Consider the following 20,982-nt stretch of genomic DNA (forward strand, 5'->3'; position numbering starts at 1 on the left):
TCGCTAGCCAGGGATCGGTCAGCGATCCATCATTATCCAAGACCTTTGACGAGAGCCTGCCATGAGTGAAGAGATCCTGATCAACATCACCCCGATGGAATCGCGCGTGGCAGTGGTGGAAAACGGTGTCCTGCAAGAGGTGCATGTCGAGCGCACCCAGCGCCGCGGCATCGTCGGCAACATCTACAAGGGCAAGGTGGTGCGGGTGTTGCCAGGCATGCAGGCCGCCTTCGTCGACATCGGCCTGGAGCGCGCAGCGTTCATCCATGCCTCGGAGATCTCCCAGCGCGAAGGCTCGGCGGTGGAAACCATCACGGCGCTGGTGCATGAAGGGCAGGCCTTGGTGGTGCAGGTGACCAAGGACCCCATCGGCACCAAGGGCGCTCGCCTGACCACCCAGCTGTCGATTCCCTCGCGCTACCTGGTGTACATGCCACGTAGCAGCCATGTCGGTATTTCCCTGAAGATCGAAGACGAAGCCGAGCGCGAGCGCCTCAAGCAGGTGGTCAGCAACTGCGTCGAGCAGGAGAACATCAAGGACGCCGGTGGCTTCATCCTGCGTACCGCCGCCGAAGGCGCGCGCCAGGAAGACATTCTCCAGGACATCCGCTACCTGCGCCGCCTGTGGGAGCAGATCGGCAGCCAGATCCAGACCTGCGGCGCGCCGACTGTCATCTACGAAGATCTCGGCCTGGCCCTGCGGACCCTGCGCGACCTGGTCAATCACAAGATCGAGAAAATTCGCATCGACTCGCGGGAAACCTTCCAGAAGACCACCCAGTTCGTCGGCGAGCTGATGCCTGAGATCGCCGACCGTCTGGAGCATTATCCTGGCGAGCGACCGATCTTCGACCTGTACGGCGTCGAGGACGAAATCCAGCGTGCCCTGGAGCGCAAGGTACCGCTCAAATCCGGTGGTTACCTGGTGGTCGATCCGGCCGAGGCGATGACTACTATAGACGTCAATACCGGCGCCTTCGTCGGTCATCGCAACCTTGAGGAAACCATCTTCAAGACCAACCTGGAGGCGGCCACCGCCATTGCCCGGCAACTGCGGCTGCGCAATATCGGCGGGATCATCATCATCGACTTCATCGACATGGAAGACGAAGAGCATCAGCGCCAGGTCCTGCGCACCCTGGAAAAGCAGCTCGAACGTGATCACGCCAAGACCAACATCATCGGCATCACCGAGTTGGGCCTGGTGCAGATGACCCGCAAGCGCACTCGTGAAAGCCTTGAGCAGGTCCTGTGCGAGCCATGCGCCGGCTGCCAGGGGCGCGGCAAGCTGAAAACCCCTGAAACCATCTGCTACGAGATCTTCCGCGAGATCCTCCGAGAGGCGCGCGCTTACCAGGCCGAGGGCTATCGAGTGCTGGCCAATCAGAAGGTGGTCGACCGCCTGCTCGATGAAGAATCGGGCAATGTCGCCGAGCTTGAAGCCTTCATCGGTCGAACCATTCGCTTCCAGGTCGAGTCCATGTACTCCCAGGAACAATACGATGTGGTGCTCCTCTGACGCGTTCTGAAACCCTTCGCCCGCTGGCGAAAACCACGCTTGGGGCCATAGTTAAGGCACGACTTGGAGGGCCATGGCCATGGGACGTCTGACCCGCGTTCTGAGCGCCTTGACCCGCTGGGGGCTGGGCCTGTGCGCCCTGTTGGCGGTGCTGGTGGCGCTGTATGTCAGCCTCGGTCGGCAACTGGTACCGCTAGTAGCCGAATACCGCGCTGATGTAGAGAGCAAGGCCGAGCAGGCCTTGGGCTTGGCTGTGCACGTAGGTGCCCTGGAAGGGCGCTGGAGCGGCCTGGCACCGGTGTTGCGCGTGCGTGATCTGCAAGTGGGCGAGGGCGCTGACGCCCTGCGTCTGGACGATGTGCGGGTGGTGCCTGATCTGTGGGCCAGCCTCAAGGCGCGTGAAGTTCGCCTGGCACGGATTCAACTGGGCGGCCTGCAGCTGATTCTGCGCGAGGAGGAGCAAGGCGCCTGGGTGCTCGAAGGCCTGCCGAAAAAAGACGATAGCCCGCTCGATCCTGCGCAAGCGCTGCAACGCTTGCAGCAGCTGGGCCGTATCGATGTGTTCGACAGCCAGGTGACCCTGCACCCCTGGCAGCGCGACCCGCTGACCCTCACCTATGTAAGCCTTGGTATGCAGGCCGGCGCTTCGCGCCAGGCCGTCGACCTGCGTGCCACCTTGCCGGACGGCCAGCCGCTGGCAGTCAATCTGCGCAGTCGCGCCAGCGCCAGTGCTTGGCGTGAGGGCTCGTTGCAAGGTTACCTGAGCTTGCCGCAGAGCGATTGGGCGCGCTGGTTGCCGCCACGCTTGCTCGGCCAGTGGCAGGCCAACGCCCTCAAGGCCGGCGGCGAACTGTGGATCGACTGGCGCAAGGGCCAATTGCAGCAGGCGGCGGTTCGCCTCAATGCCCCGCAGTTACGCGGCGCCTATGGCCAGCGCAAAGCGGTAAGCCTGGAAGACCTGGCGCTTTCGGCGTGGGTCCAGCGCGATAAAGAGGGTTATGCAGTCGTCCTCGACTCGCTGGCGGCGAGCATCGGCAAGACCCGCTGGGAAACTCACCTGCAAGCACGCCAGCAGTTGGGCCAGACGCCTGCCGATGAAACCTGGTCCGTCCAGGCCGACCGCCTCAACCTGACCCCACTGACGCCGCTGATCAATGCCCTGGCACCGCTACCGGAAAAAGTCATGGCGGTAGTCGATGGCCTGAACGTGACAGGTGCCTTGCGCAATGTGCATTTGGATATCCGGCCCAAGGCCGAAGGTGATCAGCGTTTGCAGTTTGCCGCCAACCTGGAGCGAGTCGGTTTCGATGCCTATCACGGTGCTCCAGCGGCCGGGAATGTCAGTGGCAGCATCGCCGGCGACCTGGGCCAAGGTGAACTGCGCCTGGACACCGATGCCTTCATGCTGCACCTGTACCCGATCTTCGCCAAACCCTGGCATTACCAGAAGGCCAACGCCCAGCTGAACTGGCGCCTGGACAAAGAAGGCTTCACCTTGATCGCGCCGTATCTGAAGGTGCTCGGCGAGGAGGGCAAGATCGCTGGCGACTTCCTCATCCGCCTGCTGTTTGAAGAAGGGCGCGAAGACTACATGGATCTGCGCGTCGGCTTGACTGAAGGCGACGGGCGCTACACCGCCAAGTACCTGCCTGAAGTGCTCAGCCCGGCGCTCGATGAATGGCTGCGCAGCGCCATCGTCAAAGGCACGGTCGATGAGGGTTATTTCCAGTATCAAGGTTCGCTGAACCACGGCGCGACGCCTGAGGCGCGCAGCATCAGCCTGTTCTTCAAGGTGCGCGATGCAGCGCTGGATTTCCAGCCTGGCTGGCCGCAGGTGCAGCACGTTGCCGGTGATGTGCTGATCGAGGACAGCGGCGTGCGCATCAAGGCCCAGCGCGGTCAGTTGCTCGATACCCAAGTCAGCGATGTCAGCGTCGACATTCCTCATGTCGAAGAAGGCCAGCACAGTCATCTGTATCTGGAGGGCGACTTCGATGGCGGCCTTGGCGACGGCCTGAAGATCCTCCAGCAAGCGCCGATCGGCACTGGCGAGATCTTTGCGGGCTGGGAAGGCGAAGGGCCGCTCAAGGGCAAGGTCAAACTGGATATTCCCTTGGCACGCGGCGAACGGCCGAAAGTGCGGGTGGATTTCACCACCGCTGATGCACGCTTGAAAGTCGCACCGCCAACCCTGGAACTGAACAAGCTCAAAGGCGATTTCAGCTTCGACTTCGACAAAGGCCTGAGCGGCAAGGACATCACCTTGCAGGCCTTCGGCAAGCCGGTCAGCGCGCAAATCAGCGCCGAAGGTCAGCCTGGCCAGATGCAGACCCGGATCAATGCCTCCGGCCAGGTGGCGCTCAAGGCCCTGACCGACTGGCTGCAGTTCAAACAGACCTTGCCAGCCAGTGGTGAGCTGCCTTATCAGCTGCAGTTGAGCCTGGGCAGCCGGGACAATCGCCTGAGCGTCAATTCGTCACTCAAGGGGCTGGCCATCGATTTGCCGGCGCCGTTTGGCAAGACTGCCCAGCAGACGCGTGATAGCCGCTTCAGCATGACCCTGCAGGGCGCCGAACGACGATTCGATGCTGCTTACAGCGATCTTGCCCGCTTTGCTTATGCCGCGCCGGGCGACAAGCTGGATCAGGGGCGCGGTGAGCTGCTATTGGGCACGGGCGAGGCGCAAGTGCCTTCTGGTCAGGGCCTGCGCGTGCGCGGCCGGCTGGACACGTTGGACCTGGAGCCCTGGCAGCAGCAGGCGCAACGCTTCGCCGGGCAAGACCCTGGCGGCAGTGCCCGGCAGAACTTGCAAGGGGTTGACCTGAGCATCGGCAAGCTCAAGGCCTTCGGTATGGACTTGAACCAGGCCGTAGTGCGCCTGGCCCGCGCTGCCAATGCCTGGGACCTGCGCCTGGACAGCCGCGAAGTGATGGGCAACGCACGCATCCCCGACGCCAAGGCGCAACCGATGGTGGTCAAGTTGCAGACGTTGCGTCTACCGCCTGCCGATCCTGCCGAAAGCCAGAGCGAGGATGGCCCCGATCCGCTGGCCACGTTCAACCCGCGTAAGGTGCCCGCGCTGGACCTGACCATCGACAAGCTGTACCGCGGCGACGATCTGTTCGGCAACTGGGCGTTGAAACTGCGCCCCACCACGCGCGGGGTTTCTTTCGATGATATCGATATCGAGATCAAAGGCCTGCACATCGATGGCAGCGGCGGCTGGGAAGGCGATCCAGGTGCTACCGGTAGTTGGTACAAGGGCCGGTTGGACGGCAAGAACCTGGCGGATGTGCTCAAGGCCTTCGGCTTCGCGCCAACGGTGACCAGCCGAGATTTTCGCCTGGATGTCGACGGGCGCTGGCCCGGCTCGCCGGCTGCAGTGGGGCTGAAAAACTACTCCGGCAGCCTCGATGCCGCGCTGCGCACCGGTCAGTTCGTCGAAGTCGAGGGCAGTGCCCAGGCCTTGCGGGTATTTGGCTTGTTGAACTTCAACTCGATCGGCCGGCGCCTGCGCCTGGACTTTTCCGACCTGTTCGACAAGGGCTTGGCCTATGATCGGGTCAAAGGCCTGCTGGTGGGCAGCGAGGGGGTCTACGTGACCCGTGAGCCGATCACCGTTACCGGGCCGTCGAGCAACTTCGAGCTCGATGGCACCCTGGACATGGTCCGCGATCGGGTCGACGCTAACTTGCGAGTGACCCTGCCGGTGACCAATAACTTGCCACTGGCGGCGCTGATTGTCGGGGCACCGGCCATTGGTGGTGCATTATTCCTGGTCGATCGGTTGATCGGTGACCGGGTAGCGCGGTTTGCCAGCGTGCATTATCGCGTCGAGGGGCCGTGGAAAGAGCCTAAAATCACCTTTGTGAAACCTTTCGAAAAGTCGCGTTAGGAGCTGGGATGAAGTCAGCGGTGATTCAGATGGTCAGCCAGGATGACGTTCTGGCCAACCTGCAGCGTGCCCAGGCCCTGCTCGAACAAGCCGCTGAGGGCGGGGCACGGCTGGCCGTGTTGCCGGAGAACTTCGCCGCCATGGGCCGACGTGACGCCGCAGCCATCGGTCGCGCCGAGGCATTGGGGCAAGGGCCTATCCTGCCCTGGTTGAAACGCACCGCCCGCGACCTCAAGTTATGGATTGTCGCCGGTACTTTGCCGTTGCCGCCGGTCGGCCAGCCTGAGGCCAAGTCGCATGCCTGCTCGCTGCTGATCGACGAACAGGGTGAGGTGGCCGCTCGCTATGACAAGCTGCACCTGTTCGATGTCGATGTGGCGGACAATCGCGGCCGCTATCGCGAGTCCGATGACTATGCCCACGGCAGCCAGGTGGTGGTTGCCGATACGCCGGTGGGACGCGTTGGCCTGTCGGTGTGCTACGACCTGCGGTTTCCCGAGCTGTACAGCGCCTTGCGCGCAGCCGGGGCGGAGCTGATTACCGCGCCGGCGGCTTTTACCGCCGTGACCGGTGCGGCGCACTGGGAGGTGCTGATTCGCGCGCGGGCGATCGAAACCCAGTGCTACCTGCTCGCTGCGGCGCAAGGTGGCACGCATCCCGGACCCCGGGAAACCCACGGTCACGCGGCGATCGTCGACCCCTGGGGGCGAATCGTCGCGCAGCAGGCGAACGGCGAAGCCGTCCTGCTGGCAGAACGTGACAGCGATGAACAAGCGTCCATACGGGCGCGGATGCCGGTGATCAAGCACCGGCGCTTTTTCTCGCAGGACGCCTTGCGGCCTGCGCACACCTCGGAGTGACTATGAGCGAGATGTTAACCACTGTCAGCGATCATCTGCTGGCGCCGGGCGGTCTGACCCTCGACAGCCTGCAATCAGTGCTGGGCGAGCTGGCCGGGCCAGGCATCGATGCCGCCGACCTGTACTTCCAAGGGCAGATCTCGGAAACCTGGGCCCTTGAAGACGGTATCGTCAAGGAAGGCAGCTTCAACCTTGACCAAGGCGTGGGCGTGCGTGCCCTGTCCGGTGAGAAGACCGGCTTCGCCTACAGCAACGCGATCAACCTTGAAGCGCTGACCTCGGCTGCCCGTGCCGCCCGCTCGATCTCCCGCGCCGGCCAGAACGGCACGGTGCAGGCCTTCCGCAGCCAGGACGTGGCTGCGCTGTATGCGCCGAACAACCCACTGGATGTACTTAGCCGGGCGGAGAAAGTCGAGCTGCTCAAGCGCGTCGATGTCGCCACGCGTGCGCTCGATCCACGTATCCAGCAAGTCAGCGTGAGCATGGCTGGGGTCTGGGAGCGCATCCTGGTCGCTGCCGCTGACGGCAGCCTGGCCGCCGACGTGCGCCCATTGGTGCGTTTCAATGTCAGCGTGATCGTCGAGCACAATGGCCGTCGCGAGCGCGGCGGGCAGGGCGGTGGCGGGCGTACCGACTACCGCTTCTTCACTGACGAGCGAGTCATGGGGTATGCCCGCGAGGCCCTTCGCCAGGCGTTGGTCAACCTTGAAGCGCAGCCTGCGCCAGCAGGCACCTTGCCTGTGGTGCTGGGGCCGGGCTGGTCTGGGGTACTGCTGCACGAAGCCGTAGGGCATGGCCTGGAAGGCGACTTCAACCGCAAGGGCAGTTCGGCCTACAGCGGCAAGATTGGCCAGCAGGTCGCCTCCAGCCTGTGCACCATCGTCGATGACGGCACCCTGCAAGATCGCCGTGGCTCGCTCAGCGTCGACGACGAAGGCACGCCGACCGAGTGCACCACGTTGATCGAGAACGGCATTCTCAAAGGCTATATGCAGGACAAGCTCAACGCGCGTCTGATGGGCATGGCCGTCACCGGTAATGGCCGGCGTGAGTCCTACGCCCACCTGCCGATGCCGCGCATGACAAATACCTACATGCGTGCGGGCGAGAGTGATCCGGCGGAGATCATCGCTTCGGTCAAGAAGGGCATCTACTGCGCCAACCTGGGCGGCGGTCAGGTCGATATCACCAGCGGCAAGTTCGTCTTCTCCACCAGCGAGGCGTACTTGATCGAAGACGGCAAGATTACCGCGCCCGTCAAAGGTGCGACGTTGATTGGCAATGGTCCGGAGGCGATGAGCCGGGTGTCGATGGTCGGCAATGACCTGGCCCTGGACAGTGGTGTCGGGACCTGTGGCAAGGATGGTCAGTCAGTGCCGGTAGGGGTTGGGCAGCCGACGCTGAAACTGGATGCGATTACCGTAGGCGGAACCGGCGGGTGATTTCTGGGGCTGCGCTGCAGCCCCAAATGACGTTGCTCAGCGCAGGCCGCGCTGGGTTTCGTCGAGCTCGCGGATGTATTTGAACACCTTGCGCGCAGCGGCCGGCGGTTTGTTCCGGGCCTTTTCGTGCTGGGCATGACGGATCAGCGAACGCAGGTGCTGACGGTCGGCCTCGGGGTACTCGTTGATGAAACGCTCCAGGTCTTCGTCAGTGCCGTCGACCAAGCGATCACGCCAGCGCTCCAGGCCATGGAAACGCTCGTTGTACTGGCGGGTCGAACTGTCGATCTGATCGAGCAGGGCGAGGATCGCGTCAAGGTCCTGGTCGCGCATCAGCTTGCCGACAAACGACATGTGACGTTTGCGGGCGCCGTGCGCGGTGTGCTTGCTCGATTCGGCCAGCGCTTTGCGCAGGCCATCGGTCAGGGGCAGTAGAGCCAGGGTATCGGGCTTGAGCGTGGTCAGGCGCTCGCCCAGTTCGACCAGCGCATGCAGCTCGCGCTTGATCTGGGTTTTGCTTTTTTCGCCGTCGAAGGCGTCGTCGTATGAATCAACCATGGTGGCAGTCCGCTGGAAAACGCCGCCATGATAACCAGTCGGGGGCCGCTTGTCCGGCCCGGTCGTAGAATGACCCTCGCCGTAAGCAGAATTTGAGTGGAGAAGACCATGAGTGCAGTCCAGAGCATAGGCCCCAAGGACCTGCCGGCATTGCAGGAGCAAGTCGAAGCGATCGTTGCCGAGGCGCGTCGCCAAGGCGCCAGCGCTTGCGAGGTCGCGGTGTCGCTGGAGCAGGGGTTGTCCACCACGGTGCGCCAGCGCGAAGTGGAAACGGTCGAGTTCAACCGTGACCAAGGCTTTGGCATCACCCTCTATGTTGGCCAGCGCAAGGGCTCGGCCAGCACCTCGGCGAGTGGCCCGGAGGCGATTCGCGAAACGGTTGCAGCGGCCCTGGCGATTGCCAAGCACACGTCCGAGGACGAGTGCGCAGGTTTGGCCGATGCCGCGCTGATGGCGCGGGAGATCCCCGAGCTTGATCTGTACCACGACTGGGACATCGATCCCGAGCAAGCCATTGAAAAGGCCCTGGACTGTGAAGCGGCTGCGTTCGAGGCCGATGCGCGGATCAAGAACGCCGATGGCACTACCCTCAATACCCACCAGGGTTGCCGGGTCTATGGCAACAGCCATGGCTTCATCGGTGGCTATGCCTCCACGCGGCACAGCCTCAGTTGCGTGATGATCGCCGAAAGCGACGGGCAGATGCAGCGCGATTACTGGTACGACGTCAACCGCCAGGGCGAGCTGTTGGCCGACCCCCGCAGCATCGGCCTGCGTGCCGCGCAGCGTGCGGCCAGTCGTCTGGGCGCGCGGCCGGTGCCGACGTGTGAAGTGCCGGTGCTGTTCTCGGCAGAGCTTGCCGGTGGCTTGTTCGGCAGTTTCCTGGGGGCGATTTCCGGCGGCAATCTTTATCGCAAGTCGTCGTTCCTGGAAGGCGCAATTGGCCAGCGCTTGTTCCCTTCCTGGCTGACCCTCGACGAGCGTCCGCACCTGCCGCGAGCGTTGGGCAGTGCTGCCTTCGATGGGGACGGTCTGGCGACCTATGCCAAACCGTTCGTCGAAAACGGCGAGCTGGTGTCCTACCTGCTGGGCACGTACTCAGGGCGCAAGCTGGGCTTGCCCAGCACCGCCAACTCGGGAGGGGTGCACAACCTGTTCGTTACCCATGGCGAGGAAGACCAGACGGCGTTGATCCGGCGCATGGGCCGTGGCTTGTTGGTGACTGAGCTGATGGGCCATGGCCTGAACATGGTCACCGGTGACTACTCTCGCGGTGCGGCGGGCTTCTGGGTCGAGCATGGCGAGATCCAGTTCCCGGTGCAGGAGGTGACTATCGCCGGCAATATGAAAGACATGTTCCAGCAAATCGTAGCGATTGGCAGCGATATCGAAACACGCAGCAATATCCACAGCGGCTCGGTACTGATCGAGCGCATGACAGTAGCAGGCAGCTGAGTCTAGCTCGTGGGAGCGGGCTTGCCCCGCGATAGCGTCCGCTCAAACGAGCGCGTCAGCAGAGCGTTCACTATCGCAGGGTAAGCTCAATCGCGCACTTTCCCTGACTGTCAGACCAAACCCGGCCATCGCGCCGGGTTTTTTGTTTATCGCTCCGCACTTGAAGTGATTCTGTTTATCACTTAATAATGAATATCATTATCCAGGCACCCGGCGATGATGTTCATGAAAACCGTCCTCCACGAGTTGCCCTACCTGGAAAACTGGCGCTGGCTCAGCCGGCGTATTCGCTGCGCCCTCGAACCCGACGAGCCGCGTCTGATCGAGCACTACTTGGCCGAAGGTCGCTATCTGGTGTGCTGCACCGATACCTCGCCATGGACGGTCGCCCTGACCTCATTTCGCTTGCTGCTCGATACCGCCTGCGATCGCATGCTGCCATGGCATTGGCGCTGCCAGTGCCTGGACCAGGCCTGGCGACCATTGCTCGACCTGCGCAACCTCGACCGCCGCGAGCAAAACCTCAGGTGGCAACCTTACGCCCTGCAATTGGCCAATTGTGTGTTGCTACCTTCGATTTCTCCCGATGAACTGATGCAAGGATTTGATGATGAGTGATACCCGTATCGAGCGTGACAGCATGGGTGAGCTGCAGGTGCCGGTTCAGGCCCTGTACGGCGCCCAAACCCAGCGCGCGGTCGACAACTTCCCGATCAGCGGCCAGCGCATGCCGACTCAGTTCATCCGCGCTCTGCTGCTGGCCAAGGCCGCGGCGGCCAAGGCCAACGTCGAGCTGGAGCAGATCTCCCCGGCGCAAGGCCAGGCCATCGTCAAGGCCGTCGAGCAACTGCTGGCCGAGGACTTCATCCAGCACTTCCCGGTCGACGTCTACCAGACCGGCTCCGGCACCAGTTCGAACATGAACGCCAACGAGGTGATCGCCACCTTGGCCAGCCGCGTGCTGGGCGAGCAGGTCAATGCCAACGACCACGTCAACTGCGGGCAGAGCAGCAACGACATCATCCCCACCACCATCCACGTCAGCGCGGCACTGGCCCTGCATGAACAGCTGTTGCCAGCCTTGCGCCACCTGGTCCAGGTGATCGACGCCAAGGCCGCTGAGGTACACCAGTACGTCAAGACCGGCCGGACCCACCTGATGGACGCCATGCCGGTACGCATGAGCCAGGTGCTCGGTGGTTGGGGCGCGCAAGTCAAGGCGGCCCAGGCGCATATCGAAGCCACCCTGCCGAGCCTGCAAGCGCTGGCGCAAGGCGGCACCGCCGTGGGCACCGGGATCAACGCCCACCCGCAGTTCGCGGCAGGTTTCGCCCGCCAGCTCAGCGGCCTGACCCACGTCGAATTCACCCCAGGTGACAACCTGTTCGCCCTGATCGGCTCGCAGGACACTGCTGTCGCCCTGTCTGGCCAGCTCAAGACCACTGCCGTGGCGCTGATGAAGATCGCCAATGACCTGCGTTGGATGAACTCCGGCCCCCTGGCTGGCCTCGGTGAGATCGAGCTGGAGGCGCTGCAGCCAGGCTCCTCGATCATGCCGGGCAAGGTCAATCCGGTGATTCCGGAAGCCACCGCCATGGTCGCCGCGCAAGTGATCGGCAACGACGCCACCATCGCCGTCGCCGGCCAGTCAGGCAACTTCGAGCTGAACGTGATGCTGCCGGTCATCGCCCACAACCTGTTGGAAAGCATCGAGCTGATGGCCAACGCCAGCCGCCTGCTGGCCGACAAGGCCATTGCCAGCTTCAAGGTCAACGACGCCAAGCTCAAGCAAGCGCTGTCGCGCAACCCGATCCTGGTTACCGCGCTGAACCCGATCATCGGTTACCTGAAGGCCGCCGAGATTGCCAAGACCGCCTACAAGCAAGGTCGGCCGATCATCGATGTGGCGCTGGAGCACACCGACCTGTCCCGCGATCAGCTCCAAGCGCTACTCGATCCGGAAAAACTCACTGCTGGCGGCATCTGATCAGAGTCGCCCTGGAGGCACGTCATGCAGCACTGGAAACGCACCACGGATTACGCCAATCGCTTGTTCGAACAAGGCGAGCTGGTCGATGCCCGGGAACATTACCTACAAGCCCTGGCCCTGGCCCAGGTGCTGCTCGAGCGCTGGCATGACGTCGACGAAGCGGTCGCCGCTTTCGTCATTGCCCACCACAACCTGGCCGATTTGCACCTGCGCCTGAACCAGCCGCACGAGAGCGCCGATTACTTGTGCTCCGCGCATCAGCGGCTGCTCCAGGCCAGCCAGGAGGCGCGCCTGCCCCAGGCCCTGCGTGACGCAGCGCTGCGTCACAGCGGGCGTACCTACACCGAGCTGCTGAACTTCATTGCCGAGTACGGCCAGTACCCGCGCACCGAGCGCCTGCTCAATCGCCACGCACCTGAGGCGAGCGAGCTGGCTGCCCAGGTGGACGTCACTCATCGCCCATTAGCCTACGGAATCCACTGACATGCCGCATACCTTGCCTGCCTTGCCTTATGCCTACGATGCGCTGGAGCCGCACATCGATACCCAGACCATGGAGATTCACCACAGCAAGCATCACCAGACCTACATCAACAACCTCAATGCCGCCATCGAAGGCACCGAGTGGGCCGAATGGCCGGTCGAGCAACTGGTGGGTGCGGTCAAGCAACTGCCGGAAAAGCTGCAGGGCGCAGTGATCAACCAGGGCGGCGGTCATGCCAACCACAGCTTGTTCTGGACGGTGATGTCGCCCAAGGGCGGCGGCTTGCCACAGGGTCAGGTGGCCAAGGCCATCGATGAGCAGCTGGGTGGCTTCGAGGCATTCAAAGACGCCTTCACCAAGGCTGCCCTGACCCGCTTCGGAAGCGGCTGGGCCTGGTTGAGCGTGACCCCAGAGAACACGCTGGTAGTGGAAAGCAGTGGCAACCAGGACAGCCCGCTGATGTACGGCAACACGCCGATTCTGGGCCTGGACGTCTGGGAGCACGCTTACTATCTCAAGTACCAGAACCGCCGCCCGGAATACATCGGTGCGTTTTACAACGTCGTCGATTGGGCTGAAGTGGAACGCCGTTACCTTGAAGCCTTGAAGTGAGTTGACCCGGTATGCGCTCTGAGGTGATGTCTGTCAGCAGTGTGCGTCTGTTTCGACTGGCGCTAGGGACTTTGCTGTTGCTGGTCGGCACCGCGCTGCTGGTTGCGCGTGGCATCGACTGGCTGGACCTGGAGCCGCGCATGCTGCGGGCCCTGGAGGGCGGCGCATTGTGTGCATTGGGCACGGCGCTGGGCGCAGTACCGGTGTTGGTCATCCGCAACATGCCGGTTGCCCTGGCTGACACATTGCTTGGTTTTGGCGCCGGGGTGATGCTGGCGGCCACTGCATTCTCGCTGATCATCCCCGGCCTGGATGCGGCCCAGGCCATCGGTTTCAGCCCTTGGGGCGCCGGTGGCGTGATCAGTTTTGGCCTGTTGTTCGGTGCCTTGTGCCTGTTTCTGGTCGACCTGAAAGTCTCCGGCGCGTCGCCGGAAGCCTTGGTCGGCAGCGACAATCAACCGGTGATCGCCGCGCGGATCTGGTTGTTCGTCATCGCCATCATTGCCCACAACATTCCCGAAGGCATGGCCATTGGTGTGTCGGCGGGCGGCGGTATGGCCGATGCCGACAGCCTGGCCATGGGCATCGCCTTGCAGGATGTGCCTGAAGGGTTGGTGATCGCCTTGGTCTTGGCGGGGGCGGGGATGTCGCGGTTCAAGGCGTTTTTGATCGGCGCCGCTTCTGGGCTGGTCGAGCCATTGGCCGCAGTGATTTGCGCCTGGCTGGTCAATGTCGCTGAACTGCTGTTGCCGTTGGGGCTGGCCTGCGCGGCGGGGGCGATGTTGCTGGTGGTGACCCAGGAGATCATTCCGGAATCGCGCAGCAATGGCCATCATCGTCTGGCCAGTTTGGGGCTGTGTATTGGCTTCTGCCTGATGATGGTGATGGATACGGCGATGGCGTGATTTGGTTTTCGGGGCCGCTTTGCGGCCCCGAGGTTCTTCAGCGACTTACTCGCCTTCGTCGAAATAGTTGTTGATCAGCGCCACCAGCGCTTCCAGGGCATCGTGGTCTTGCTCACCCTCGGTGTGCAGGTGCACCTGGGTGCCTTTACCTGCGGCGAGCATCATCACGGCCATGATGCTTTTGCCATCAACCAGTTTGTCTGGCGCGCGGCCAACCCTCACCTGGCACGGGTAGCGCCCGGCCACGCCGACGAACTTTGCCGCCGCTCGGGCATGGAGCCCCAGCTTGTTGATGATGGTGATTTCGCGGGCGGGCATCGTTGGGTGGATCCTGTGGGCTAGAGGTCGCGGTGGCGGACCTGGACGTTTTTCAGGGTTTGCTGCAGCGACTGGCCGAGGCGTTCGGTCAGGTACACCGAGCGGTGATGACCACCCGTGCAGCCGATAGCGATAGTGACATAGGCGCGGTTGCTGGCGGCGAAGCGTGGCAGCCATTTGAGCAAGTAGCTGGAGATATCCTGGTACATCTCCTCGACATCGGGCTGTGCGGCCAGATAATCGATCACCGGCTGTTCAAGACCGGAATGCTCACGCAGCTCTGGCTTCCAGTAGGGGTTAGGCAGGCAGCGCACATCGAATACCAGGTCGGCATCGACCGGCATGCCCCGCTTGAAGCCAAAGGATTCAACCAAAAAAGCCGTGCCAGGCTCGGGTTGGTTGAGCAGGCGCAGCTTGATCGAGTCACGCAGTTGGTAAAGGTTGAGATTGGTGGTGTCGATCTTCAGGTCAGCCAGGTCGGCGATCGGCCCGAGCAGTTCGCTTTCAACCCGGATCGCTTCAGCCAGGGAGCGATCGGCGTTGGTCAGCGGGTGGCGTCTGCGGGTCTCGGAGAAGCGCTTGAGCAGCGTGTCTTCGTCGGCATCCAGATACAGTACGTCGCACTGAATGTGCCGCGCGCGCGCCTCTTCGAGCAACTCTGGGAAGCGCGACAGATGGCTGGGCAGGTTACGCGCGTCGATCGACACGGCAACCTTGGGTTGCATCAGTTCGGTATTGATCAGCGCATTTTCCGCCAGCTGCGGCAGCAACCCGGCGGGTAGGTTGTCGATGCAGTAATAGCCGTTGTCTTCCAGCACGGCAAGGGCAGTGCTCTTGCCGGAACCGGAACGGCCGCTGACGATGATCAGGCGCATGTTCAGCTCCCGTTTTGTACGTCCAGGACGACCTGGTAGAGGGCCTCGTTGCTCTTAGCGTCACGCAGGCGCTTACGAACGTCCTCGCGATCAAGCATGCTGGCAATCTGGCGCAGCAGCTCAAGGTGGGCATCGGTGGCAGCTTCGGGTACCAGCAGGACGAACAGCAAGTCCACTGGCGCACCATCGATGGCATCGTAGTCGATGGGAGCATCCAGGTGCAGCAGCGCACTGACCGGCGCCGTGCAGCCTTCAAGGCGGCAGTGAGGAATGGCGATGCCATTGCCAAATCCGGTGGAGCCAAGCTTTTCGCGGGCGATAAGCTTCTCGAAGACGTCCTGCATCTCCAGCTCGGGGATTTGCTCGGCAATCACGTTGGCGACCTTTTCCAGGGCGCGCTTTTTACTGCCGCCCGGCACGTTCACGAGGGAACGGCCGGGGGTCAGGATGGTTTCAAGTCGGATCATGGATGAGGGGGATCAGCGGGCGGCTGCACCTTGCAGCAGGCTTTGCTGTTTTTCCTTATGTTTTTTCAATTGGCGGTCGAGCTTGTCAGCCAGAGCATCGATCGCTGCATACATGTCTTGGTGTTCGGCATTGGCAACCACTTCGCCGCCCGGAATCTGCAGGGTCGCTTCAATTTTCTGCTGAAGCTTTTCAACCTTCATGATCACCGTCACGTTGGTGATCTTGTCGAAGTGACCCTCCACGCGGGCGAGCTTTTCAAGCACATACTCGCGAAGAGGTTGGGTAACTTCTACATGCTGTCCACTGATGTTGACTTGCATACAGCTTCTCCTTTGTTGCCCGTGCATAAAGAGGCAGGTATTGCACCTGCCACACAAACGCTGTGGCACATCCCGGGGCTACATCAGTCGCTTGCGTTCACTCGACGGTGCGATGCCGAGCGACTCGCGGTACTTGGCGACGGTGCGACGGGCTACCTGGATGCCTTGTGCCTCCAGTAAACCAGCGATCTTGCTGTCACTCAATGGCTTTTTCTGATTTTCCGCCGCAACCAATTTCTTGATGATCGCGCGGATCGCCGTAGACGAGCATTCGCCGCCTTCGGCGGTGCTCACGTGGCTTGAGAAAAAGTATTTCAGTTCGTAGATGCCACGCGGGGTGTGCATGTATTTCTGCGTGGTAACCCGGGAAATCGTCGATTCGTGCATGCCCACCGCTTCGGCGATGTCATGCAGAACCAACGGCTTCATTGCCTCGTCGCCATGGTCGAGGAAACCGCGCTGATGCTCGACGATCTGCGTGGCGACCTTCATCAGGGTCTCGTTGCGGCTTTGCAGGCTCTTGATGAACCAGCGCGCTTCCTGCAGCTGATTGCGCATGAAGGTGTTGTCGGCGCTGGTGTCGGCGCGGCGCACAAAGCCTGCGTACTGCGGGTTGACCCGCAGGCGTGGGATGGCTTCCTGGTTCAGTTCGACCAGCCAGCGCTCGCTGTCCTTGCGCACGATCACGTCGGGCACCACGTACTCAGGTTCGCTGGATTCGATCTGCGAGCCTGGGCGTGGGTTGAGGGTCTGTACCAGTTCGATGACCTGGCGCAGCTCGTCTTCCTTGAGCTTCATGCGGCGCATCAGCTGGCTGTAGTCGCGGCTGCCGAGCAGGTCGATGAAGTCGCTGACCAGGCGCTGGGCCTCGGCCATCCACGGCGTGTTGCCGGGCAGTTGGCGCAGTTGCAGCAGCAGGCATTCGCCCAGGGTGCGCGCGGCGACGCCGGCTGGCTCGAACTGTTGGATGCGGTGCAGAACTGCCTCGACCTCATCGAGCTCGATATCCAGCTCCGGGTCGAACCCTGCGCAGATTTCCTCGAGGGTGTCTTCCAGGTAGCCCTGCTGGTTGATGCTGTCGATCAGGGTGACTGCGATCAGGCGGTCGGTGTCGGACATCGGCGCCAGGTTCAGTTGCCACAGCAGGTGGCTTTGCAGGCTTTCGCCAGCAGAGGTGCGGGTGGTGAAATCCCACTCGTCGTCATCGTTGCTGGGCAGGCTGCTGGCACTGGTCTGGTAGATATCTTCCCAGGCGGTGTCGACCGGTAATTCGTTGGGGATGCGCTCGCTCCATTCGCCGTCCTCGAGATTTTCAGTGGAGACGGTGCTTTCCTGGAAACTGTTGTCCTGAGCTTCGGCAGCCGGCTTGCTCTCGGCGTTATCGGCCATCGGGTCGCTGTTGTCGAAGTCCTCGCCGTCTTCCTGACGTTCGAGCATCGGGTTGGATTCCAGCGCCTCCTGGATTTCCTGTTGAAGGTCCAGGGTGGAGAGCTGAAGCAGACGAATGGCCTGTTGCAACTGAGGGGTCATCGTCAGTTGCTGGCCCATTTTTAGGACGAGCGATGGTTTCATGGCTGGGGCTTAATACCTTGTTCGCCGGCGCGCATGCGCCATCCACTACACGAAGGGCGCCGCGGCGCCAATTTCAAGCAAGTTATATGCCTTAATTTGTAGCGTTTGCCTAGAGCACTGTAGCACTTAAGCCGGGCAGAGGCCGTTTTACTGGCCGTCTGACAGTGCTCAGGCAAGCCTGGGCGTCAGAGTCGGAACTCGTGACCCAGGTAAACTTCCTTGACCAGATCGTTGGCCAGGATGGTCTCGGCATCGCCTTCGGCGATCAGTTGGCCATCGTTGACGATGTACGCGGTTTCACAGATATCCAAGGTCTCGCGGACGTTGTGGTCGGTGATCAGTACACCGATACCCTTAGCCTTGAGGTGGTGGATGATCTGCTTGATGTCGCCCACGGAAATCGGGTCGACACCGGCGAAGGGTTCATCGAGCAGGATGAACTTCGGCGCGGTGGCCAAGGCGCGAGCAATCTCGACCCGGCGACGTTCGCCACCGGAAAGGCTCATGCCGAGGTTGTCGCGGATGTGGCTGATGTGGAATTCCTGCAGCAGGCTTTCCAGCTCCTTGCGCCGGCCATCACGGTCGAGTTCCTTACGGGTCTCGAGAATGGCCATGATGTTGTCGGCCACCGACAGCTTGCGGAAGATCGAGGCTTCCTGCGGCAGGTAGCCAATGCCGGCGCGTGCGCGACCGTGCATGGGTTGATGGCTGACATCGTTGCTGTCGATCAGCACGCGGCCCTGGTCGGCCTGGACCAGGCCGACGATCATGTAGAAGCAGGTGGTCTTGCCGGCGCCGTTAGGCCCCAGCAGACCGACGATCTGGCCGCTGTCGATCGACAGACTGACATCGCGAACCACCTGGCGGCCCTTGTAGCTCTTGGCCAGGTGCTGGGCTTTGAGGGTTGCCATTTACTCGGCCTTCTTCTTCGGCTGGATCACCATGTCGATACGCTGACGTGGCGTGGACACGTTGCCGCCACGGCCAGCGGTCGCCACCTGGGACTTGGTGTTGTAGACGATCTTCTCGCCTTCGGTGGTGTTGCCTTCGTTCTCGACCTTGGCGCGGTCGGTGAGGATCACCGTGTCTTTCTGCGCCTGGTACTGGATGGTCACAGCCCAGCCTTTCATTTTGTCGGGCTTGGCGGCGCTCTGCTGCTGTTCGAAGTAGGCCAGGTTGCCCACCGAGGTCACCACGTCGATGTCGCCATTGGCGGCACGGGTCATGGTCACGGTGTTGCCTTTGATCATCATCGAGCCTTGGGTGATGATCACATCGCCCTTGTAGGTAGCTACGCCTTGCTTGTCATCCAGGTGAGCGTCGTCGGCCTGGATACGAATTGGCTGGTCACGATCGTTCGGCAGGGCCAAGGCGCTCGCGCTTCCCAGTGCTGCGCTCAGGCTGAGCAAAAAGGGGAGGGTTTTAACGAGCCTCATACTGTCCTCTTACGTTGGACAGCAGGTCCATCCTGCCGTCTTTCAAATACGCTTTCATTCCTTTGCCCGTAGTTGTGCCACCGGCGCCGTCGATTCTAACGGCTTGCTCGGTCTGCGCATATTGCTTCTGCGGGAACACCGTCATGCGGGTGGTGGTGATGATGGTCTCGCGCTGCTTTTCGTCAGTGCGGGCCACTCGAACCTGGTCGATCAGTTCGACCTCGCTGCCATCCGGATTGACCTCGGCGCGCACGCTCTGCACATGCCACGGGTAGGCGGTGCCACGGTACATGTGCAGGTCTGGGGTGGTCACCAAGGTGACTTCGCTGGCCTTGAGGTGCTCGACCTTGTCGGCAGTCATTTCGTACTGCATCTTGCCGTCAGGCAGGAACTGCACGCTATGGGCGTTGATCGCGTAATAGTCGATGGCGTTTTCATCGACCTGGGTCACCGGCTTGTCGAGAAAGCTCTCGGGGCTGATGTTCCAGTAGCCGACCGCCACCAGCAGCGCGGCGATCACGCTGAACAGTGCGATGTTTTTGGCTTTCTTGCTGAACATGTGCGGCCTTACAGGTAATTGGCGTTGGCAGCGTCCAGGGTGCCCTGGGCCTGCATGATCAGTTCACAGAACTCGCGGGCGGCGCCTTCGCCACCGCGCGCCTGGGTCACGCCATGGGCGTGCTGGCGAACGAACGGTGCGGCGTTGGCCACGGCCATGCCCAAGGCTACCCGACGGATCACCGGCAGGTCAGGCAGGTCATCGCCCAAATAGGCGACCTGTTCATAGCTTAGGCCCAGTTCTGCCAGAAGGCCGTCGAGAACCACCAGTTTATCTTCTCGGCCCTGATACAGGTGGGGGATACCCAGGTTCTTGGCGCGGCGCTCGACCACTGGGGTCTTGCGGCCACTGATGATCGCGGTGGTCACGCCCGAGTTCATGAGCATCTTGATGCCCTGGCCGTCGAGGGTGTTGAAAGTCTTGAATTCGCTGCCGTCTTCGAGGAAGTACAGGCGCCCGTCGGTCAATACGCCATCGACGTCAAACACCGCCAGCTTGATGGCTTTGCCGCGTTGCAGCAGATCATGGCTCATTCACATTACTCCAGCGCGCAACAGGTCGTGCATGTTCAGGGCGCCGGTTGGGCGGTCATCCTGATCGACCACGACCAGCGCGCCGATCTCGTGGTCTTCCATGATTTTCAAGGCCTCGGCGGCGAGCATCTCGGCACGGGCGGTCTTGCCGTGCACGGTCATGACGTCGTCGATCAGCGTGGTGTGCACGTCAATGTTGCGGTCCAGGCTGCGGCGCAAGTCACCGTCAGTGAAGACCCCGGCCAGTGTGCCGTCACTTTCGACGACCACAGTCATGCCCAAACCTTTGCGGGACATTTCGAGGAGCGCTTCCTTGAGCAGGGTGCCGCGTTGCACCTGGGGCAGTTCGTCGCCCGAGTGCATGACGTTCTCGACCTTCAGCAGCAGGCGCCGGCCAAGCGCGCCACCAGGGTGCGAGAAGGCGAAGTCCTCGGCGGAGAAGCCACGCGCCTCAAGCAGGGCGATCGCCAGCGCATCGCCCAGCACCAGGGCAGCGGTGGTCGATGAGGTTGGCGCCAGGTTCAACGGGCAGGCTTCCTGCTCGACTCGGGCGTCGAGGTTGACCTCGGCGGCCTGGGCCAGCGGCGAGTCAGGGTTGCCGGTGAGGCTGATCAGCTGGATGCCCAGGCGCTTGATCAACGGCAGCAGGGTGACGATTTCAGCAGTGCTGCCGGAATTGGACAGGGCCAAGATGACATCGTCGCGGGTGATCATGCCCATGTCGCCATGGCTGGCTTCGGCCGGGTGGACGAAGAACGACGGCGTGCCGGTACTGGCAAGGGTGGCAGCAATTTTGTTGCCGATATGCCCGGACTTGCCCATGCCGACCACCACGACCCGGCCTTTGCTGGCCAGGATCAGCTCGCAGGCCTTGACGAAATTGGCGTCGATGCGGGCCAGCAGGCCCTCGACGGCCTCGAGTTCCAGGCGCAAGGTGCGCTGGGCGGATTGGATCAGCTCGCTGGATTGGCTCATGTTCGGGAAGCAATGCCTGATGAAAAGGCGGCGATTATAGCGGTAATGTGCGAAAGGCTCATCCTTCGATTGTCATACGGATGTTGCACAAGCCTGTCGCTGGCCTGAACCACTGCGTGGATGGCCTTGGGGCGGGCCTGTCTGCGGTGCTATAGTTCGCCGCTATTCGGCCCGCGGGGGGCGCGTGTGCCTTCACGATGAAGGCA

21 protein-coding genes are annotated in these 20,982 nt (G+C 62.2%); 10 read left to right on the forward strand and 11 right to left on the reverse strand.

Going from position 1 to position 20,982, the window contains the following annotated elements; genetic code table 11:
• Nucleotides 1–61: 61 nt before the first annotated feature.
• From rng to tldD, 4 genes are all read left to right on the forward strand, one after another.
• On the forward strand, nucleotides 62–1,519 hold the full coding sequence (rng, locus tag ACI2JX_RS15565) for a ribonuclease G (RefSeq protein WP_186554035.1): 1,458 nt from the start codon (nucleotides 62–64) through the stop codon (nucleotides 1,517–1,519).
• Nucleotides 1,520–1,592: 73 nt separating this feature from the next.
• Nucleotides 1,593–5,414, forward strand: a complete 3,822-nt coding sequence (locus tag ACI2JX_RS15570) for a YhdP family protein (RefSeq protein WP_404690425.1) — start codon at nucleotides 1,593–1,595, stop codon at nucleotides 5,412–5,414.
• An 8-nt stretch (nucleotides 5,415–5,422) separates the two neighbouring features.
• Nucleotides 5,423–6,274 (forward strand): carbon-nitrogen hydrolase family protein, encoded by an 852-nt coding sequence (locus tag ACI2JX_RS15575; protein WP_404690426.1) that lies wholly within the window; start codon nucleotides 5,423–5,425, stop codon nucleotides 6,272–6,274.
• Between the two features lie 2 nt (nucleotides 6,275–6,276).
• Complete coding sequence (gene tldD / locus ACI2JX_RS15580; protein ID WP_264234853.1) at nucleotides 6,277–7,716, forward strand: metalloprotease TldD; 1,440 nt, start codon at nucleotides 6,277–6,279, stop codon at nucleotides 7,714–7,716.
• Nucleotides 7,717–7,752: 36 nt separating this feature from the next.
• Here tldD and yjgA read toward each other — a convergent pair whose 3' ends face one another.
• Entirely contained in the window at nucleotides 7,753–8,274 is a 522-nt protein-coding gene (gene yjgA / locus ACI2JX_RS15585) for a ribosome biogenesis factor YjgA (protein WP_186554031.1), read from the reverse strand.
• Nucleotides 8,275–8,382: 108 nt separating this feature from the next.
• Here yjgA and pmbA point away from each other — a divergent pair, with 108 nt between their 5' ends.
• The 6 genes from pmbA to ACI2JX_RS15615 all read left to right on the forward strand — a co-directional run bounded on the left by pmbA (nucleotide 8,383) and on the right by ACI2JX_RS15615 (nucleotide 13,720).
• On the forward strand, nucleotides 8,383–9,729 hold the full coding sequence (gene pmbA, locus ACI2JX_RS15590) for a metalloprotease PmbA (protein WP_368972996.1): 1,347 nt from the start codon (nucleotides 8,383–8,385) through the stop codon (nucleotides 9,727–9,729).
• Between the two features lie 216 nt (nucleotides 9,730–9,945).
• Nucleotides 9,946–10,347 (forward strand): FagA protein, encoded by a 402-nt coding sequence (locus ACI2JX_RS15595; RefSeq protein WP_264234855.1) that lies wholly within the window; start codon nucleotides 9,946–9,948, stop codon nucleotides 10,345–10,347.
• Nucleotides 10,340–11,716, forward strand: coding sequence for a class II fumarate hydratase (locus ACI2JX_RS15600; RefSeq protein WP_368972995.1), 1,377 nt, complete (start codon nucleotides 10,340–10,342; stop codon nucleotides 11,714–11,716). The genes ACI2JX_RS15595 and ACI2JX_RS15600 overlap by 8 nt, the downstream gene beginning before the upstream one ends.
• Nucleotides 11,717–11,740: 24 nt before the next feature.
• Complete coding sequence (locus ACI2JX_RS15605; protein ID WP_264234857.1) at nucleotides 11,741–12,202, forward strand: DUF2753 domain-containing protein; 462 nt, start codon at nucleotides 11,741–11,743, stop codon at nucleotides 12,200–12,202.
• 1 nt (nucleotide 12,203) lies between these two features.
• The gene (locus ACI2JX_RS15610; RefSeq protein ID WP_404690427.1) at nucleotides 12,204–12,815 is read left to right on the forward strand and encodes a superoxide dismutase; all 612 of its coding nucleotides are present in this window, start codon (nucleotides 12,204–12,206) and stop codon (nucleotides 12,813–12,815) included.
• An 11-nt stretch (nucleotides 12,816–12,826) separates the two neighbouring features.
• Complete coding sequence (locus ACI2JX_RS15615; RefSeq protein WP_186554025.1) at nucleotides 12,827–13,720, forward strand: ZIP family metal transporter; 894 nt, start codon at nucleotides 12,827–12,829, stop codon at nucleotides 13,718–13,720.
• A gap of 45 nt (nucleotides 13,721–13,765) precedes the next feature.
• Here the strand turns inward: ACI2JX_RS15615 and ACI2JX_RS15620 are convergent, their stop codons facing one another.
• From ACI2JX_RS15620 to ACI2JX_RS15665, 10 genes are all read right to left on the reverse strand, one after another.
• Nucleotides 13,766–14,038 (reverse strand): HPr family phosphocarrier protein, encoded by a 273-nt coding sequence (locus tag ACI2JX_RS15620; protein ID WP_186554024.1) that lies wholly within the window; start codon nucleotides 14,036–14,038, stop codon nucleotides 13,766–13,768.
• A 20-nt stretch (nucleotides 14,039–14,058) separates the two neighbouring features.
• On the reverse strand, nucleotides 14,059–14,913 hold the full coding sequence (gene rapZ, locus ACI2JX_RS15625; protein ID WP_186554023.1) for an RNase adapter RapZ: 855 nt from the start codon (nucleotides 14,911–14,913) through the stop codon (nucleotides 14,059–14,061).
• Between the two features lie 2 nt (nucleotides 14,914–14,915).
• Nucleotides 14,916–15,380 carry a PTS IIA-like nitrogen regulatory protein PtsN gene (gene ptsN, locus ACI2JX_RS15630; RefSeq protein WP_368972992.1) on the reverse strand — a complete coding sequence of 155 codons (465 nt, stop codon included), beginning with the start codon at nucleotides 15,378–15,380 and terminating at the stop codon, nucleotides 14,916–14,918.
• A 12-nt stretch (nucleotides 15,381–15,392) separates the two neighbouring features.
• Complete coding sequence (gene hpf / locus ACI2JX_RS15635) at nucleotides 15,393–15,701, reverse strand: ribosome hibernation-promoting factor, HPF/YfiA family (protein WP_264234860.1); 309 nt, start codon at nucleotides 15,699–15,701, stop codon at nucleotides 15,393–15,395.
• 78 nt (nucleotides 15,702–15,779) lie between these two features.
• Nucleotides 15,780–17,273, reverse strand: coding sequence for an RNA polymerase factor sigma-54 (locus ACI2JX_RS15640; protein ID WP_264234861.1), 1,494 nt, complete (start codon nucleotides 17,271–17,273; stop codon nucleotides 15,780–15,782).
• Nucleotides 17,274–17,458: 185 nt separating this feature from the next.
• Complete coding sequence (gene lptB / locus ACI2JX_RS15645; RefSeq protein ID WP_186554020.1) at nucleotides 17,459–18,184, reverse strand: LPS export ABC transporter ATP-binding protein; 726 nt, start codon at nucleotides 18,182–18,184, stop codon at nucleotides 17,459–17,461.
• The gene (lptA, locus tag ACI2JX_RS15650; RefSeq protein WP_186554019.1) at nucleotides 18,185–18,709 is read right to left on the reverse strand and encodes a lipopolysaccharide transport periplasmic protein LptA; all 525 of its coding nucleotides are present in this window, start codon (nucleotides 18,707–18,709) and stop codon (nucleotides 18,185–18,187) included.
• Complete coding sequence (lptC, locus tag ACI2JX_RS15655; protein ID WP_186554018.1) at nucleotides 18,696–19,268, reverse strand: LPS export ABC transporter periplasmic protein LptC; 573 nt, start codon at nucleotides 19,266–19,268, stop codon at nucleotides 18,696–18,698. The genes lptA and lptC overlap by 14 nt, the downstream gene beginning before the upstream one ends.
• A gap of 8 nt (nucleotides 19,269–19,276) precedes the next feature.
• Complete coding sequence (locus ACI2JX_RS15660; protein WP_404690428.1) at nucleotides 19,277–19,801, reverse strand: KdsC family phosphatase; 525 nt, start codon at nucleotides 19,799–19,801, stop codon at nucleotides 19,277–19,279.
• A complete protein-coding gene (locus ACI2JX_RS15665; protein WP_404690429.1) occupies nucleotides 19,802–20,776 on the reverse strand; it encodes an SIS domain-containing protein in 975 nt (324 codons plus the stop codon).
• Nucleotides 20,777–20,982 lie beyond the last annotated feature (206 nt).

Origin of the sequence: Pseudomonas sp. NPDC088890, from assembly GCF_044900155.1 — a bacterium.
In the GTDB taxonomy this organism is placed as follows: Bacteria; Pseudomonadota; Gammaproteobacteria; order Pseudomonadales; family Pseudomonadaceae; genus Aquipseudomonas; species Aquipseudomonas urmiensis.